Here is a 16,144-nt window from a genome sequence, read left to right as displayed (position 1 = left end):
GTTCCGCAGCGACGCTCACATTCGATTCCATTGTTAAGGAAATGCCATGAACAAAATCTATCGTCGTCTCTGGTCAACGGCTCGGCAGTGCTGGATTGTCGCCAGCGAGCTTGCATCTCCTCGCGGAAAGCGCACCAGTACCGTTCTTGCGGCTGGTACGGTTGGACTGGTCATGCTTGCGACGGTCGCGCAGGCCGCTGAGCCGGAGGTCGAGCCGGGTGATTTCGATGAACAAAGCCTGGTCGAAGACTATCCGGCGACTCCATCTGTTGCGGACCCTGCGTTGCGGAGCATGTTCGGTAATCTTCCGCTTCAGGCAGCTGCTACTGCAGGTTCGATAAACTCGCTGCACACACAGGTCGCGCTGACTACGGATAATTTTTACCGGGACTCGACAGTCTCAGGTGACCTGCAGATGATTCTCGGCTCACGCTCCAGTCTGACGGGCAGTAAGTCGGTTGGTTACGGAAGCCTGTTGACCGCGAGTGGAACCAACAACGTAGCCGTTGGCTATGGCGTCAGAGTGCGACAGGGGTATAGCACCGCAGTTGGCGCTGAATCTTATACCGACGGAGTCGGTGCGACGGCCTTCGGTAACAATGCTAAGGCGTACGCAGACAATTCGATTGCTGTAGGCAGTGGCTCCAGGACCAATGATGGCGCCGGCATTTCCAGGATTGCCATTGGTGGTGATGCGTACGCGGGCAGTAGTGGCTGGACGGGGGCGATCGCATTGGGTGGGGAATCGCGCGCAGAGTACGACGGTGTGGCTGTTGGTTATGGTGCAAAGACATCGGCAAATGGCACTGTGGCACTTGGTCGTGGATCGCTTGCCACAGAGGCCAACACCGTTTCGGTCGGTAGTGCCAGCGTGAAAAGGCGGGTGGTCAATGTGGCCGATGCGCGGCTGAACTCGACCAGCAGTGATGCGGTCACTGGTAAGCAGCTGTATGCCACCAACTCCAACGTCACCAAGGCCCAGACGGCGGCCGATGGAGCGAAGACGACAGCTACGGCAGCGCAGTCCACCGCCAACACGGCCAACAGCAATGCCAACTCGGCGCTGGCGAAGGCCAATGCGGTCAGTGGCCTGGTGAGCCAAGTATCGGCCGCTGGCAACGTAAGGCTGGGTGGTGAGAACACCGGCACCGTGCTGGATGTGCGCAACAAGTCCAATGCTGTTCGAAGCATCACCGGCCTGAAGGATGGGGCGCTTTCCACATCCAGCACGGAAGCTGTGACGGGCAAGCAGCTCAATGCAACCAACACGAATGTGACCAGTGCCAAAACTGCAGCCGATGCAGCGAAGACGACGGCTGCAGCAGCACAGTCAACGGCCACTACGGCCAACACCAATGCCAACACTGCATTAGCCAAGGCCAATACGGTCAGTGGCCTGGTCAGTCAGGTATCGGCCACTGGCAATGTGCGTTTGGGTGGTGAGAACACTGGCACTGTGCTGGATGCCCGCAACAAGTCCAATGCGGTGCGCAGCATCACGGGCCTGAAGGATGGAGCGCTGAGCACGACCAGCACCGAGGCGGTGACGGGTAAGCAGCTCAACGCCACTAATGCGAATGTCAGCAAGGCGCAGGCTGCTGCCGATGCAGCGGCTGCGCGGCTGAATGCCAGTGCCGTGGCACTGGGCGCGGGAGCTGTCGCGGAGCAGGCCAGCTACGGCATCAGTACGGCGCTGGGCAACAACGCCAAAGCCTACAACGGCAAGAGCGTCGCCATGGGCGCGGACGCTCGCGCGACGGTGGATGACGCGGGCAACAAGGTCAATGGTAACGGAGGGGTCTCCATCGGGGCTGGCACCCGCAGCGGCAACGGCGCGGTGGCGCTTGGGCTGGATGCCCTCGCAACGGGTGATCGTGGTATTGCGGTCGGGCATGAGGCATCCGGAAAAGGCACGCACGCAACGGCACTGGGCTTCCAGAGCAACGCGTCGGCCAACCAGGCCACGGCGGTCGGGCGCGGGGCCGTTGCCAGCAGCCTGTATGCCTCGGCGGTGGGCAACCAAGCGAACGCCACGGCACAGAGCGCGTTGGCCCTCGGTGATCGCGCCAGTGCGACACATGCGGGCGCGGTTGCGCTCGGCAATGGCTCAGCCACGACTGCAACCAATCAGGTCTCGGTGGGCAACGGCTCGTTGAAGCGCAAAGTGGTCAACGTGGCCGATGGCGCCTTGAGTACGTCCAGCAGTGAAGCGGTGACTGGCAAGCAGCTGCATGCCACCAACACCAGCGTGGCTGCTGTGAAGGCGACCGCGGACGTTGCGCAGGCGCGAGTGGCGGTACTGGATGGCCTGGTGGGGCAGGTATCGGCAAGTGGAAACGTACGCCTGGGTGCAGACAACACCGGCACCGTCGTCGACGTTGCCAACAAGGCCGGTGCCAAGCGCAAGCTGCAGAATCTGGCCAATGGCGTGCTCAGTACGTCCAGCACGGATGCAGTGACTGGGCAGCAGCTCAATGCCACCAATAGCGAAGTGACTAGCGTGCGCACGGCGGCAACCGCGGCGAAGACGGCGGCCGACGCTGCCCGTGGCGTAGCCGATGGCGCTGTGCTGAAAGCTGATGCCTTGGGCGGACTGGTGGGCCAGGTCTCTGCCAGCGGCAACGTCCGTCTGGGTGCAGAGAACACCGGCACGATTGTGGATGTGGCAAACAAGAGCGGTGGCAAGCGGCGCATCTACAACATCGCCAACGGCACGCTGAGTACGGGCAGCACGGATGCGGTGACCGGGCAGCAGCTGTTTGCGACCAATACCACGGTGGAGACTCAGCGACAGGCTTTGGCTGGGCACGCGCAGCAGCTGACGGATCAGGACGGGCGTATCGCCGACAACCGGATCGAGCTGGATGTGCTGCGTGCGGACTTCGATAACTTCGATCCGGATCTGGATGGCGTGGTTAAGTTCAGTGCTGATCGTCGCCTGGTGGATATGGAGGGTGCCCGCATATCGGGCGTGACAGCGGGGGATATCAGTTCTGCGACCAGCACGGATGCGGTGAATGGCGGGCAGTTGTTTGCGACTAACGATCGGGTAGAGAAGATCGAAAAATCAAATGGCTACCTGAGAGTTGGAGTGGATGATGAGAGCAATTACGCGCAGGCGGGATTGATGGGTGTGGCGATCGGAGATTCGGCAGAGGCAGCCATTCACTCTGATGGGGCTACCGCAGTTGGTTCATTCGCGCGCGCTCGTGGGCAGGGCTCCGTGGCTCTTGGCAGGGGGGCGCTTGTCGACGCCGCAGCAAAGAGTGGATTTGCACTTGGGACGGGTTCTAATGTCTACGCATCGGGAGGGGCAGCACTGGGTTCCTTCAGTCAGATTGAATCAGGAGCGGAAAACTCAGTTGCGCTAGGCACCGGTTCCGTAGCCGAGGACGCAAACGTTGTGTCCGTTGGGAACTCTCGGCTTATGCGGCGGATCGTCAATGTGGGGCGAGGGGTGAACTCCAGTGATGCAACTACTGTTGGGCAACTGAGCGAAGCCTTGGCTGCTCTTGGCGGGGGCGCAGGTCTGGATCGAAATGGCGATGTCGTTTCTCCGACCTACAACCTCCAGGGGGGAACACAGAAGAACGTTGAAGACGCTTTAGTTGCGCTGGATGGCGCGGTGGTAAGGGCTGACAGTCGCGTAGATGGCCTCGAAGGCCAGCTGCGTGCGACATTCCAACAATCAACCTCGACCCGGGCGGATGGAGTTGGTCAGCTGAATCTGGCAGGTGCGCAAGGCATGGTTCTGTCGAATCTGGCCGATGGGCGTATTGCTGCAGGTAGCCGTGATGCAGTTACGGGTAGTCAGCTGTACGCAGCCAAGCAGGAAATCGCCAGGAATGGAGATGAAATCGAGCGTATGAAGAGCATGTCAGAAGGAGGTGTGAAGCATGCCCTCCAGGAAGTACTTGATCTGCGCGGTGGACCGATCGATTTCGCTGGATCGCGATTGACTGGGATTGATTCGGGTGACATCTCATCTGCCTTCAGTACTGATGCAGTTAACGGTGGTCAGCTTTATGCGACCAATGAACGAATCGCGAGCGTGGAATCGACTCATCGATTCTTTAAGATCGGTCGGGATGATCTGAGTGAGGACGCCAAGGCTGGATCGTTTGGTGTTGCGATTGGTGAATCCGCGCAGGCGACACCGCAGGATGGAAACGAGGGTGGAACAGCCCTTGGCGCTTATGCGATTGCTTGGGGCAAGAATTCGGTTGCGCTGGGTAGAGGTGCCCTGGTTGAGGAGGGGGCAGAAGGTGCATTCGCTCTCGGTGCTGGGTCACGTGCAGCAGGGGCTGATAGCGTGGCGCTAGGCTTAGTTAGCAGAACAGAAGTCGGTGCGGTCAGGTCTGTCGCTATTGGCATGGGTGCGATCGCCACGGAAGCTGACACGGCGTCCTTCGGAAACAGCCGATACCAGCGCCGCCTCGTCAACGTAGCCAACGGCCGCAACGCCAACGACGCAGCCACCATCGCCCAGCTGCGCGGCGCGCTTTCCGCCCTCGGCGGCAACATCGACGCCAACGGCAACGTCACCACCCCCGGCTTCAACGTCCAGGGCCAGCACCAGAGCACCGTCAACGATGCCCTCGCCACGCTGGACTCCGCCGTAGTCACCACCGGCTCCCGCATGGACCGCGTCGAAACCCAGCTCCGCTCGGTCTTCAAGGAAACGCCCTCCACCCGCAGCGACGGCACCGCCCAGCTCACCCTGGCCGGCGCCAACGGCATGGTCATCTCCAACGTGGCCAACGGCCTGGTCGCCGCCGGCAGCCGCGAGGCGGTCAACGGTGGCCAGCTGCACGCCGTGCAGCAGCAGCTCAATGGCCGCATGGATGGTCTGGAGCAGCGCGTGGATGGCCAGCCGCAGTCGCGTGCGCTGGCCACGGCTTCGGCCGCGCCGACCGAACAAGTCACGCCAACGCCAGAAACCAGCGGTTCGCCGCAGGTGGCCTCGGCAGGCGAGGGCACTTCACCCGCGCCGCAGCCCAAGTCGAAGAAGGACGACACGCCGTCGCCCACGCCACAGGTCGATACCGCTGAACTGGAGAAGATGCTGGCCCGCGCCAACGAGTACACCGATGGTGCCATCAGCAACGTCGAACGCCGCTTGGACAAGATGGACAAGCGCTTCAACCGCATGGCCGCGATGAGCAGTGCGCAGACGGCCATGGCCATGAACACCGCAGGCCTGGCCACCTACAACCGCCTCGGTGCGGGCGTGGGCTACGCCGAGGGCGAGTCGGCCATGGCGGTGGGTTACCAGCGCGTACTCAACGACAAGGGCTCAGCCACCTTCAGCCTCAATGGTGCGTTCACCAACAGCGGTGAGCGCAGCATGGGCGTTGGTGTGGGCATCGGCTGGTAAGCCATGGCGCCCCGGTGTGGTGCGCGTAACGAGCCCCGCCGCGCCGGGGCCATTGCAGAGGAGGTTGCAATGTATCGCTTCATGAGCCGCTTCATGACCTATCGGCGCTACTACCTGTGGCGCGCCCGCATCCGCTATTTCACCCACGACATGGATACGTGGACGCTGGCCTGCCTGGTGCTGATGGTCTGCATGGGGTTGATGGTGTGGGGGTTCTGGCGCGTGGTGAACGTGCCGCAGCCGCGCATCCATCCGCAGGCCGCGGCCGTGCGGGTGGAAGTGCTGACCGACGAAGCGATCCATCGCATCGTGCTGGTGCGCCACGGTGGCACCACGCCGGGCCATCCCTTCTACAGTGCTGCGGAGATCCGCGGCAGCACCCAGCGCACGCTGCGGGTCCGGCAGACCCTGCAGGACCCGGTGGCGATGAAGCTGCAGGCGGACATGTACGCCGACATCGCTGACTACATCAACGCTACCGGTGCCTGCATGCCCTTTCCCTGCCGCCGCGTGAGTTTTCGCATCGAACAGCTGCAGCGGTCGGGGTACGAGAGTGCGGTACGCAACAAGGCGCTGGCCGAGATCCTGCAGGTGCCGTGGTACCTGGTGCCGAACCTTGATGGCGAACGCACGCGCGTGCGCAGTGGCTGGGCCGATGACTTCCAGGATGTGTATTCGCACGCCTGGAACCTGGATGACCTGCAGAAGATGCATGCGCGCATGATGGCCGAGTACCCGTACCGTGCGGCGGCGCCGTGGCTGGCACGATTGGCAACCCCTGCCCAGGAACAGCTGATCTTCCCATAGCGTCGGGCCATGCCCGGCTGCTCTTGGCGCAGAGCCGGGCACAGGCCCGGCTCTGCCATGATCAACCGCCGATGTAGGCGGTGATTTCCATCTCGGCCAGCAGCTGCCGCAACTGCGTGGCCGACGCCCGCCGCATGGGTTTCTCATCCACCGGCGATAGCGGGGCCTGGCGCAACGCATCGTAGGGCAGGACGGCCAGGTCGAAGGTCAGGTCTTCGGCACTGAACACCCACACCGGTACATCCAGATTGCGCTCACGGTCCATCCGCAGGCGCCGCGTACGCGATTCCGCAGGGATGCGATGTTCGTCCAGGAAGCGATGCACGGCTTCCGGGTCGTCACTGTGCAGGTGCAATTGCACGGGGCTGTTGGCATCGGCGGTGCCGTCCAGCACCGGTCCGGCCAGACGCGGCGAAAACCCGTGCAGGAACTCCAGCGCCCGCAACGCGGACTCGCGCCGCCGCTGTAGTTCGCTGCCGTGCTGTGGGCCGGAGAACAGCCGTTGGTACTCGCGCAGCGCCTGTTCGATCTCGACATTGCGGGGCAGGGAAGCATCGTCGTGGATGCCAAGGCGGCTGGCAGCCTTGAGTTTGGCCTGGTGGAAGTCGCGGATTCCGCCTTCGGCCATCAGCCGGGCGGCTTCGTGGGCGAGGCGATGACGCCGTTCGCGGGTCTGGCTGGCAGCATGCTGGTGAGCGCGGTGCATGCGATGACTCCCTGTTGCGACCTGGTCACAGACTAGCGCAGGCGTGTGACATCTGCGTAGGTATTTCGCAGAGGTGCCGCTGCGCTCGCCGGGCATGGCCCGGCGCTACCGGGAGAGGGCGCCCGACGGGTGCGGCATGGTAGCGCCGGGCCATGCCCGGCGAATGCATCGGCGCCAACCAAGGTTGGCGACTACCAGGGCAACGCCGGGCCATCGTGCCAACCAACGGTTGGCACCCACCGAATCTGTGCCTCAGAAGATATCGAACGCGGCCGCGTCAGCCTGCGGGGTGCTCTGCAGGTTGAGGTCGTAGTCGGTCAGGCGGTCCATGTCTTCCACCTTCACCCACTCCACCGCGCCGTTGAGGGTAGCCTGGACCATGCCGCTCGGCGGTTCGTTCTGTGCGATCGGGGTGTCCTTCAGCGCGGTGCGCATGTAGTCGATCCAGATCGGCAGGGCCGCCTTGCCACCGTATTCGCGGTAGCCCAGCGAGCGGAAGTCGTCGCGGCCCACCCACACGGTGGTCACGTACGGGCCGCCGAAGCCGGAGAACCAGGCGTCACGATGGTCGTTGGTCGAGCCGGTCTTGCCGCCCACGTCTTCGCGGCCGAGCACCTTGGCCTGCGCGCCGGTGCCGCGCTGGACCACGTCGCGCATCATCGACACCAGCTGGTAGGCGGTACGGGCGTCGATCGCACGCGGTGCGGTACGCGCATCCGGGTTGACCGGTGCGGCCGGCGTTTCGGTCTTGGCTTCCGGCTTGGCAGCGGCGGTGGCATCGACCTTGGGTGCCGGGGCGCCGAAGTTGAAGCCGTCCACGACCTGGTTCACCGGCTGGTCGCTGCTGCCGGCGCAGTCGCGGCAGGCCATCGCCGGGTTTTCCTTGAACACCAGGTTGCCATCGCGATCGTTGACCTGGTCGATCAGCCAGGTATCCACGCGCGAGCCGCCATTGGCGAACACGGCATAGCCGCGGGCCACCGACAGCGGCGTCAGCGAGGCGGTACCCAGCGACATCGACAGGTTCGGCGGCAGCTCGGATTCGGCAAAGCCGAACTGGCTGATGTACTTGCGCGCGTAGTCCACGCCCATGCCATCAAGCAGGCGCACCGAGACCAGGTTGCGTGACTGCACCAGCGCTTCACGCAGGCGCATCGGGCCACGGAAGCCGCCGCCGTCGTTCTGCGGCGCCCAGGTCTTGCCGCGGCGGTCGCGGAACACGACCGGGGCGTCGAGCACGATCGAGGCCGGGTTGTAGCCCTTGTCGAAGGCGGCCGCATAGACGAACGGCTTGAAGCTCGAACCGGGCTGGCGACGGGCCTGGGTGGCACGGTTGAACTTGTTGCCGGAGAAGCTGAAGCCGCCGACCAGCGCCTTCAGGGCGCCGCTGTGGGCGTCCAGCGAAACCAGCGCGGACTGCCCGCGCGGGAGCTGGTCGAGCAGCCACTCGCCCTCCTTGGCGCCGGCGCGCACGCGCACGATGTCGCCACGCTGCACCAGCTTGGCCGGGCTCTTGTTGGTCCACTTGGCGGCACCGGCCGGCAGCACGATCTCGCTGCGGTTGGCCAGCACCACAGTGGCGCTGCCGTCGGCGCCGGTGCTGGCGACGATGGCCGGCAGCAGGCCGGCCTGGCCGAACATGCCGCGCAGGTGCTCGGCCAGTGCAGCGGCATCATCGCCGGCGCCCAGCTGCACCTGCTTCTCTACGCCGTGCCAGCCGTGGCGATGGTCGTACAGCAGCAGGCCGTCGCGCACCGACAGGTTGGCGGCGGTCTGCAGGGTCGAATCGATGGTGGTGGTGACGTGGTAGCCCTTGTTGACCACGTCGCCGCCGAAGCGGGCGATCATTTCCTGGCGCACCAGCTCGGCCACGTAGGGCGCATCGACCTGCACCGGTGGCTCATGCGCAGTGGCATGCATCGGCACGGCCTTGGCCGCGTCGGCCTCGGCCTGGCTGACGAACTTCAGGTCGGCCATGCGCTGCAGCACATAGTTGTCACGACGCTGGCGGGCGCGCTCCGGGTTGGAGATCGGGTTGCCCGAGGACGGGAACTTGGGGATGCCGGCCAACGAGGCCATCTCGTCCAGGTCCAGTTCGCCCAGCTTCTTGCCGTAGTAGAACTCGGCAGCGGCGGCCACGCCGTAGGCGCGGTTGCCGAAGAAACTCTTGTTCAGGTACAGCTCGAAGATCTCGTCCTTGCTCAGCTCGGACTCGATCTTGCGCGCCAGCAGGATCTCGGCCAGCTTGCGGGTGTAGCTGTACTCGGAGCTGAGGAAGAACTGGCGGGCCACCTGCTGGGTGATGGTGGAGCCACCGGGCACGCGCTTGTCGTTGGTGGTGGCCAGCAGCCATACCGCGCGGCCGATGCCCTTGTAGTCCACGCCGCCGTGCTCGTAGAAGCGGGCATCCTCGGTGGCCAGGAACGCCTGCTTCAGCTTCTCCGGCACGTCCTTCATGGTGATGGGGGTACGCCGGGTCTCACCGAATACCGCCATCAGCTTGCCGTCGGCAGCGTAGACGTACATCGGCTCCTGCATTTCCACGTCGCGCAGGGTCTGCACGTCGGGAAGCTTGGAAGAAACGGCGTAGTACAGGCCGCCAACGGCGGCCGCTCCGACCAGCGCCAGGACCAGGACAACAAGAAAGATCCAGCGCAGCCAGCGGCGGAGACGTGTCATCGGTGTCAGATTCCGATTGCGAATTTCGTGGTCGCAGAGTATAGATTACGCAAGGTGGCGGCTGGGGCCGGCACTGGGGAGTGCAAGGGGACGCCAGGGGCTGCGTGTTCATCCTGTGAAGGATGTCACAGCAGGGCGGTTGCCATTTGCTAAGAATACGTTATTAATGCGCGGACGCAGCTCTTGCGTCCAAGTGCCCGTCGGCAGGGGAGAAACCGTGGGGCTCATCCCAAAAAGTCAGTCGCCGCTCATTGGCGTCGACATCAGTTCGACTGCGGTAAAGCTGTTGCAGCTTTCTCGCAGCGGCAACCGTTTCCGTGTGGAACATTATGCCGTGGAACCGCTGCCGCCGAATGCGGTGGTGGAGAAGAACATCGTTGAAGTGGAGGCCGTGGGAGAGGCCATCCGCCGGGCGATGAACCGTTCCGGCAGCAAGGCCAAGCTGGCCGCTGCGGCCGTGGCCGGTTCGGCGGTGATCACCAAGGTGATCCCGATGCCGGCCGACCTGGACGAGAACGACATGGAAGCCCAGATCGAGCTGGAAGCGGTCAACTACATTCCGTATCCGATCGAGGAAGTGAACCTGGACTTCGAGGTGATCGGGGCGATCCCGAACAACCCGGAAATGGTCCAGGTGCTGCTGGCGGCCTCGCGTTCGGAAAACGTCGAGCTGCGTCAGTCCGCACTGGAACTGGGTGGCCTGCAGGCCAAGGTGATGGACGTGGAGGCCTTCGCGGTCGAGAACGCCTTCGCCCTGGTGGCCAGCGAGCTGCCGGTGTCGGCCGAGGGCGTGGTTGCGCTGGTCGATATCGGCGCCACCATGACCACCCTCAACGTGCTGCGTGGTGGCCGTAGCCTGTACAGCCGCGAACAGGTGTTCGGCGGCAAGCAGCTGACCGACGAGATCATGCGCCGTTATGGCCTGAGCTACGAGGAAGCCGGTCTGGCCAAGCGCCAGGGCGGGTTGCCGGAAAGCTACGAGATGGAAGTGCTGGAGCCGTTCAAGGAAGCCACGGTCCAGCAGATCAGCCGCCTGCTGCAGTTCTTCTACGCCGGCAGCGAATTCAACCGGGTCGATCACATCGTGCTGGCCGGCGGCTGTGCCGCCCTTGCAGGCCTGCCGGAGATGGTCGAGGAACAGCTGGGCGTGCCGACCGTGGTCGCCAACCCGCTGGCACAGATGACCCTGGGGCCGAAGGTACAGGCGCACGCGCTGGCCCAGGACGCCCCCGCGCTGATGATCGCGACCGGTCTGGCGCTGAGGAGCTTTGACTGATGGCACGCATCAATCTATTGCCCTGGCGCGCCGAACGGCGCAAGCAACGCCAGCGCGAGTTCGGCATCATGCTGGGCATGGCCGCCCTGGGTGGCCTGCTTCTGTCGCTGTTGATCTGGTTCTACTACGACATGCAGGTCAGCGGGCAGAGCGATCGCAACGCCTACCTGCAGACCGAGATCGACAAGGTCAAGGAGCAGAACAAGGAAATCGACCGCCTCGACGAGCAGAAGAATCGATTGCTGGCCCGCAAGGCCGTGATCGAACAGCTGCAGGCCAAGCGTTCGCAGATGGTGCACCTGTTCGATGCGCTGGTCCGCACCATCCCCGATGGCGTGGTGCTGACCGCCCTGCAGCAGGAAGGCGACGTGCTGACTCTGGAGGGCCGCACCCAGTCCAATGCGCGTGTCTCGGCCTACATGCGCAACCTCGAGGTCTCTGGCTGGATGACCAATCCGGAGCTGGCGATCATCGAGGCGCGTGAGCCGGAAAAGGACAAGGAAGGGCGCGCGACCGGTCCTGTGGCGGACATCAAGGCATTGCCGTACGTGTTCAAGGTCAAGGTCAAGCTGCCCGCGCAGAGCGAGGAAGCGGCAACTACGCCGGGCCTGAACCCTGATGGCAGTGTGGCGGGCACGGCGCCGATGGCACCGACGGTCGCACCGCTCAGTGCCGGGCCCGATGCCGCAGCGCCTGCCGCTGCCGTACCGCAGTCGGGGACGGCACCGGCACCTGCTGCCACGCCTGCAACGACTCCGGCACCGGCGGCAACGCCTGCGCCGGCCAAGCCCGCGCAGGCCGCACCGGCAACCAAGCCTGAGGGCAGCCGCCTGGCGCAGCCGCCGCAGGCCTTCCACGCCCCGATGCAGGGGGATCGCGCATGAGCAAGAAAGTCGACATCAAGAACCTCGATTTCAACGACATCGGCAACTGGCCACAGAAGGCCAAGATCGTTTTCTGCGCATTGCTGGCGGTGGTGATCATGTTCGTGGCGTGGATGCTGCTGATCAGTGGCAAGCGCGATGAACTGGCCAGTCTGGAGTCGCAGGAAACCGCGCTGCGCGAGGAGTTCACCAAGGAACAGAAGCGCGCGGTCAACCTGGAGCCGCTGAAACAGCAGCTGGCACAGATGGAGCAGGTACTGCAGCAGATGCTGCGGCAGCTGCCCAGCAAGACCGAAATGCCCGACCTGATCATCGACATCTCGCAGACCGCGTTGTCCAGCGGCCTGTCCAACGAGTTGTTCGAGCCGGAGCAGGAGCAGATCAAGGAGTTCTACGCCGAGAAGCCGATCAAGCTGCGGATGGTGGGCAGTTACCACCAGTTCGGCGCCTTCGTCAGTGGCGTGGCCTCGTTGCCGCGGGTGGTGATCCTGACCATGCACGACATCAACCTCAAGCCGAAGGACAAGACCAGTGGCAATGTCCGCGCCGGTGCGCTGGAGTTGTCCGGTACGGTCAAGACCTACCGCTACCTGGATGAGGCCGAGGTCGAGGAACAGCAGAAAGCTGAAGCGGGCAAGGAGGAGAAGAAGTGACCGGTTCCTTCATTGCACGCGGTGGGATGGTATTGACGGTGTTGCTGCTGGCCGCCTGCGGTCGCGGCGTGACCAGCACGCCGGGTGATGCACCCAACCTGGAAAAATGGGTCGAGAGCGAGCGCGCACGACCGGCGGAGTCGATTGAGGCCCTGCCGGTGATGCAACAGTTCGAGACCTTCGAATACTCCGCGCAGGGCATGCGCGATCCGTTCACCGATGCCTGGACCAACCCGCAGCAGGGGAATGGGGGACTGCGGCCAGATCCGAACCGGCGCAAGGAGCCGATGGAAGGCTTCCCGCTGGACGCGCTGGACATGGTCGGCACCATCGGAACAGGCGCCGGCACCGTGGCGCTGGTGATGGGGCCGGACAAGGTGACCTATCGGGTGCGTCCCGGCGGGTACCTGGGGCAGAGCGACGGGCGGGTCACCGCGGTCTTCGAAGACCGCGTGGAGCTGATCGAACTGGTGCCGGATGGCGCGGGTGGCTGGCTGGAACGTCCAGCAACGCTCGCGCTTGAAGATCAATGATCGTTTACTGGGGATAGCACGATGACCTTTCACCAAGCCAAGGGGCTGCGTCCCATCCGGCGCTCTACCTTGAACCGCATCAGCGCGCTGGGAGTCGCGTTGATGTTGGCCTGCGCTCCGGCGCTGGCTGCCGCACCGTCGGAAAAACCGGCCGGCACGGCGCTGGCTGCGACGTCGGCCACTGCACCGGCAAGCCTGTCGGTGCAGCGTATCGACTTCAAGCGTGGCGATGACGGCGCAGGCCGCCTGATCCTGCAGTTCGACGGCCAGGGCGCCATGCCCGACCTGCGCAGCCAGGGCAACAGCGTGGTGGTCGATGTCGGCAACGCGCGCCTGCCGGCCAACCTGCAGAAGCCGATGAACGTCACCGACTTCGCCACCCCGGTGCAGCGCATCGACGCCAAGCCGTCCGGGGCCGGCACCCAGCTGGTGCTGAGCACGGGCGGTCCGGTCGAGTCGCTGGCCTACCAGAGTGGCAACGAGTATGTGGTGGAGATCAGCCCGCGGCAGGCGCAGGCCGCCGTTGGCGCAGTCACTGCCGGCAGCGTGACCCAGGCTGCCAAGGGCGTCCCGCAGCGCGGCTTCACCGGCAAACCGGTGACTTTCAACTTCCAGGACGTGCCCGTGCGCACCGTGCTGCAGCTGATCGCCGAAGAGTCGAATCTGAACGTGGTGGCCTCTGATTCGGTGCAGGGCAATGTGACCCTGCGTCTGGTCAACGTGCCGTGGGACCAGGCGCTGGATATCGTGCTGCGTGCCAAGGGTCTGGACAAGCGTCGTGACGGCAGCGTCGTGTGGGTTGCGCCGCAGTCCGAGCTGGCCAAGTTCGAGCAGGAGAAGGAAGACGCGCGCATCGCGATCGAGAACCGCGAAGACCTGATGACCGACTATGTCCAGATCAACTACCACAGCGCCACGCAGATCTTCAAAGCGCTGACCGAGGCCAAGGGCATCGGCGGTGGTGGCGGCGGTGGCGGTGGCGGTGGTGGTGGCAGTTCGCAGGAAGAAAGTGGCTTCCTGTCGGCGCGCGGCCGCATTGTCGCCGACGAGCGCACCAACACGCTGATGATCAGCGACATTCCGAAGAAGATCGCGCGCATGCGCGAGTTGATCAGTGTCATCGACCGCCCGGTCGACCAGGTACTGATCGAAGCACGCATCGTCATCGCTACCGACACGTTCGCGCGCGAACTGGGCGCCAAGTTCGGCATCAGCGGCAGCCGTGACAACGTCTACTTCAGCGGTGACCTCGCATCCAATGCGAAGAACCGCGAGTCGGAAGTGGCTACGTCCATTGCCAACCAGACCGCGTTCAATCAATGGGTGGCCGGTGGCAGGACCGGGCCGGCACCGGTGCCGGTGGGTCCTACGATCACCCGTGGCCTGAACTGGAACCTGCCGGTGGCAGCGGCCAGCAACCCGGGTTCGCTGGCACTGTCGATCCTCAACGCGGGCTATCTGCTTGATGTGGAATTGTCGGCCATGCAGGAAGAGTCGCGTGGTGAAGTGATTTCCAACCCGCGCGTGGTGACCACCAACCAGCGCGAGGCGCTGATCAAGCAGGGCAAGGAAATCGGCTATGTGACCATCAGTGGCGGCGGTACTGGCGGCGCACAGACCCCGAACGTGCAGTTCAAGGAAGTAGTGCTGGAGCTGAAGGTCACGCCGACGATCACCAACGACAACCGCGTGTTCCTCAACATGGCGGTGAAGAAGGACGAGGTTGATCAGCTGATCCAGTTGCAGGGCTATGGCACCGTGCCGTCCATCAACCGCCGCGAGGTCAACACCGCCGTGCTGGTGGAAGATGGCCAGACCGTGGTGATCGGTGGCGTGTATGAGTTCACCGACCGCAACAGTGTCAGCAAGGTGCCGTTCCTGGGCGATGTGCCGTTCCTCGGTAACCTGTTCAAGAAGCGTGGCCGCAACAAGGACAAGGCTGAACTGCTGGTCTTCGTGACCCCGAAGGTCCTGCGAGTGGCCCGCCAGAACTGAGGCATCACATCTGTTGTATCCGACCGGGGCCGCCACGTGCGGCCCCGCGTCGTTTGCGCCATCGCAGCTAGATCCACGACATGCCTCTCCGAGTAGATCCACGCCATGCGTGGAGGCTGTTCAGCCGTTCTTGATGCCAGCAGCCGGGCGGCCTGCGATGATGTGGGGAACCCGAGCCATCCCGCGCCGGTCAAAGGCCCCCATGAACCTGCCTCCGCCGATGCCCGAATCCATTTCTCCACCGCCTGCCCCCGTCACCTCGCGCCTGCATGCGGCCTTCAGCGACCTGCGCGATGCACTGTCGGCTGAGATCGTCGGCCAGGCGGCGCTGGTCGAACGCCTGCTGATCGCCTTGCTGGCCGATGGCCACCTGCTGGTGGAAGGTGCGCCGGGCCTGGCCAAGACCACGGCCATCCGGGCCTTGGCGGCACGGCTGGAAGCAGACTTCGCACGTGTGCAGTTCACGCCGGACCTGCTGCCTTCGGACCTGACCGGCACCGAGATCTGGCGCCCTCAGGAAGGTCGTTTCGAGTTCGTACCGGGGCCGATCTTCCACCCGATCCTGCTGGCTGACGAGATCAACCGTGCGCCGGCCAAAGTGCAGTCCGCGCTGCTGGAAGCGATGGGCGAACGCCAAGTGACCGTTGGCCGCCACACCTACGCACTGCCCTCGCTGTTCCTGGTGATGGCCACGCAGAACCCGATCGAGCAGGAAGGCACCTTCCCGCTGCCGGAAGCGCAGCTGGATCGTTTCCTGATGCATGTACGCATTGGTTATCCAGACCAGACGGCCGAGTCGGAGATCCTGCGGCTGGCCCGCGAGCGTGCCCGCGGCGCGCTTGGCGAGGCCGCAGCGGCGCCGGAAAAGCTGCCGATGCAGGATGTCTTCGATGCGCGCCGCGAGGTGCTGGAGCTGCACATGGCCCCCGCGCTGGAGCGCTATCTGATCGAGCTGGTACTGGCCTCACGCGACCCTTCGCGCTACGACACCTCGCTGGCGCGCCGCATCGCGTGGGGCGCCAGCCCGCGTGGCTCCATCGCACTGGAGCGGTGCGCACGGGCGCGGGCGTGGTTGGCAGGGCGTGACTTCGTCACCCCCGACGACGTGCGTGCCGTGGCCGCCGATGTGCTGCGCCACCGGGTTCTGCCCAGTTATGAAGCCATCGCCGAAGGCTGGGATGGTGAGCGCCTGGTGCAGGAACTGCTTGCCCGGGTACCGGCGCCCTGAGCGCGC

General features: G+C 64.4%; 10 protein-coding genes. 8 read left to right on the top strand and 2 right to left on the bottom strand.

The genetic code is table 11. From position 1 onward, the window contains the following. Positions 1-46 precede the first annotated feature (46 nt). Together AB4Y98_RS12225 and AB4Y98_RS12220 are read left to right on the top strand one after the other, a co-directional pair. Positions 47-5,377, top strand: a complete 5,331-nt coding sequence (locus AB4Y98_RS12225) for an ESPR-type extended signal peptide-containing protein (protein WP_442244437.1) — start codon at positions 47-49, stop codon at positions 5,375-5,377. Positions 5,378-5,446: 69 nt separating this feature from the next. Further along, complete coding sequence (locus tag AB4Y98_RS12220) at positions 5,447-6,184, top strand: hypothetical protein (protein ID WP_442244436.1); 738 nt, start codon at positions 5,447-5,449, stop codon at positions 6,182-6,184. Positions 6,185-6,245: 61 nt separating this feature from the next. Here AB4Y98_RS12220 and AB4Y98_RS12215 read toward each other — a convergent pair whose 3' ends face one another. Then, complete coding sequence (locus AB4Y98_RS12215) at positions 6,246-6,890, bottom strand: hypothetical protein (protein ID WP_033831892.1); 645 nt, start codon at positions 6,888-6,890, stop codon at positions 6,246-6,248. 252 nt (positions 6,891-7,142) lie between these two features. Then, complete coding sequence (locus AB4Y98_RS12210) at positions 7,143-9,569, bottom strand: penicillin-binding protein 1A (RefSeq protein ID WP_336031790.1); 2,427 nt, start codon at positions 9,567-9,569, stop codon at positions 7,143-7,145. A 217-nt stretch (positions 9,570-9,786) separates the two neighbouring features. On the opposite strand from AB4Y98_RS12210, the gene AB4Y98_RS12205 reads away from it, so the two are divergent. The 6 genes from AB4Y98_RS12205 (at position 9,787) to AB4Y98_RS12180 (ending at position 16,138) form a co-directional block, all read left to right on the top strand. Further along, on the top strand, positions 9,787-10,845 hold the full coding sequence (locus tag AB4Y98_RS12205; RefSeq protein WP_032951624.1) for a pilus assembly protein PilM: 1,059 nt from the start codon (positions 9,787-9,789) through the stop codon (positions 10,843-10,845). Continuing rightward, positions 10,845-11,729: a PilN domain-containing protein gene (locus AB4Y98_RS12200; RefSeq protein WP_442244435.1), complete on the top strand. Its 885-nt coding sequence runs from the start codon at positions 10,845-10,847 to the stop codon at positions 11,727-11,729. Before AB4Y98_RS12205 ends, AB4Y98_RS12200 begins: the two co-directional genes overlap by 1 nt. After that, entirely contained in the window at positions 11,726-12,382 is a 657-nt protein-coding gene (locus tag AB4Y98_RS12195; RefSeq protein WP_223496380.1) for a type 4a pilus biogenesis protein PilO, read from the top strand. Before AB4Y98_RS12200 ends, AB4Y98_RS12195 begins: the two co-directional genes overlap by 4 nt. Positions 12,383-12,408: 26 nt before the next feature. Next, on the top strand, positions 12,409-12,915 hold the full coding sequence (locus tag AB4Y98_RS12190; RefSeq protein ID WP_223497293.1) for a pilus assembly protein PilP: 507 nt from the start codon (positions 12,409-12,411) through the stop codon (positions 12,913-12,915). Between the two features lie 21 nt (positions 12,916-12,936). Beyond that, complete coding sequence (locus tag AB4Y98_RS12185; protein ID WP_223496378.1) at positions 12,937-14,910, top strand: type IV pilus secretin PilQ; 1,974 nt, start codon at positions 12,937-12,939, stop codon at positions 14,908-14,910. 202 nt (positions 14,911-15,112) lie between these two features. Continuing rightward, a complete protein-coding gene (locus AB4Y98_RS12180; RefSeq protein WP_442244434.1) occupies positions 15,113-16,138 on the top strand; it encodes an AAA family ATPase in 1,026 nt (341 codons plus the stop codon). Positions 16,139-16,144: the final 6 nt, after the last annotated feature.

Origin of the sequence: Stenotrophomonas sp. 2YAF26, from assembly GCF_052114625.1 — a bacterium.
Lineage (GTDB): Bacteria > Pseudomonadota > Gammaproteobacteria > Xanthomonadales > Xanthomonadaceae > Stenotrophomonas > Stenotrophomonas indicatrix.
This window is presented reverse-complemented; position numbering and strand designations above follow the sequence as displayed.

Excerpts from the sequence above, each read along its gene's own strand:
- AB4Y98_RS12215 (WP_033831892.1), bottom strand. The coding sequence starts at position 6,890 with ATGCACCGCGCTCACCAGCATGCTGCCAGCCAGACCCGCGAACGGCGT.
- AB4Y98_RS12225 (WP_442244437.1), top strand. The coding sequence starts at position 47 with ATGAACAAAATCTATCGTCGTCTCTGGTCAACGGCTCGGCAGTGCTGG.
- AB4Y98_RS12200 (WP_442244435.1), top strand. The coding sequence starts at position 10,845 with ATGGCACGCATCAATCTATTGCCCTGGCGCGCCGAACGGCGCAAGCAA.
- AB4Y98_RS12220 (WP_442244436.1), top strand. The coding sequence starts at position 5,447 with ATGTATCGCTTCATGAGCCGCTTCATGACCTATCGGCGCTACTACCTG.
- AB4Y98_RS12195 (WP_223496380.1), top strand. The coding sequence starts at position 11,726 with ATGAGCAAGAAAGTCGACATCAAGAACCTCGATTTCAACGACATCGGC.
- AB4Y98_RS12190 (WP_223497293.1), top strand. The coding sequence starts at position 12,409 with ATGGTATTGACGGTGTTGCTGCTGGCCGCCTGCGGTCGCGGCGTGACC.
- AB4Y98_RS12180 (WP_442244434.1), top strand. The coding sequence starts at position 15,113 with ATGAACCTGCCTCCGCCGATGCCCGAATCCATTTCTCCACCGCCTGCC.
- AB4Y98_RS12185 (WP_223496378.1), top strand. The coding sequence starts at position 12,937 with ATGACCTTTCACCAAGCCAAGGGGCTGCGTCCCATCCGGCGCTCTACC.
- AB4Y98_RS12210 (WP_336031790.1), bottom strand. The coding sequence starts at position 9,569 with ATGACACGTCTCCGCCGCTGGCTGCGCTGGATCTTTCTTGTTGTCCTG.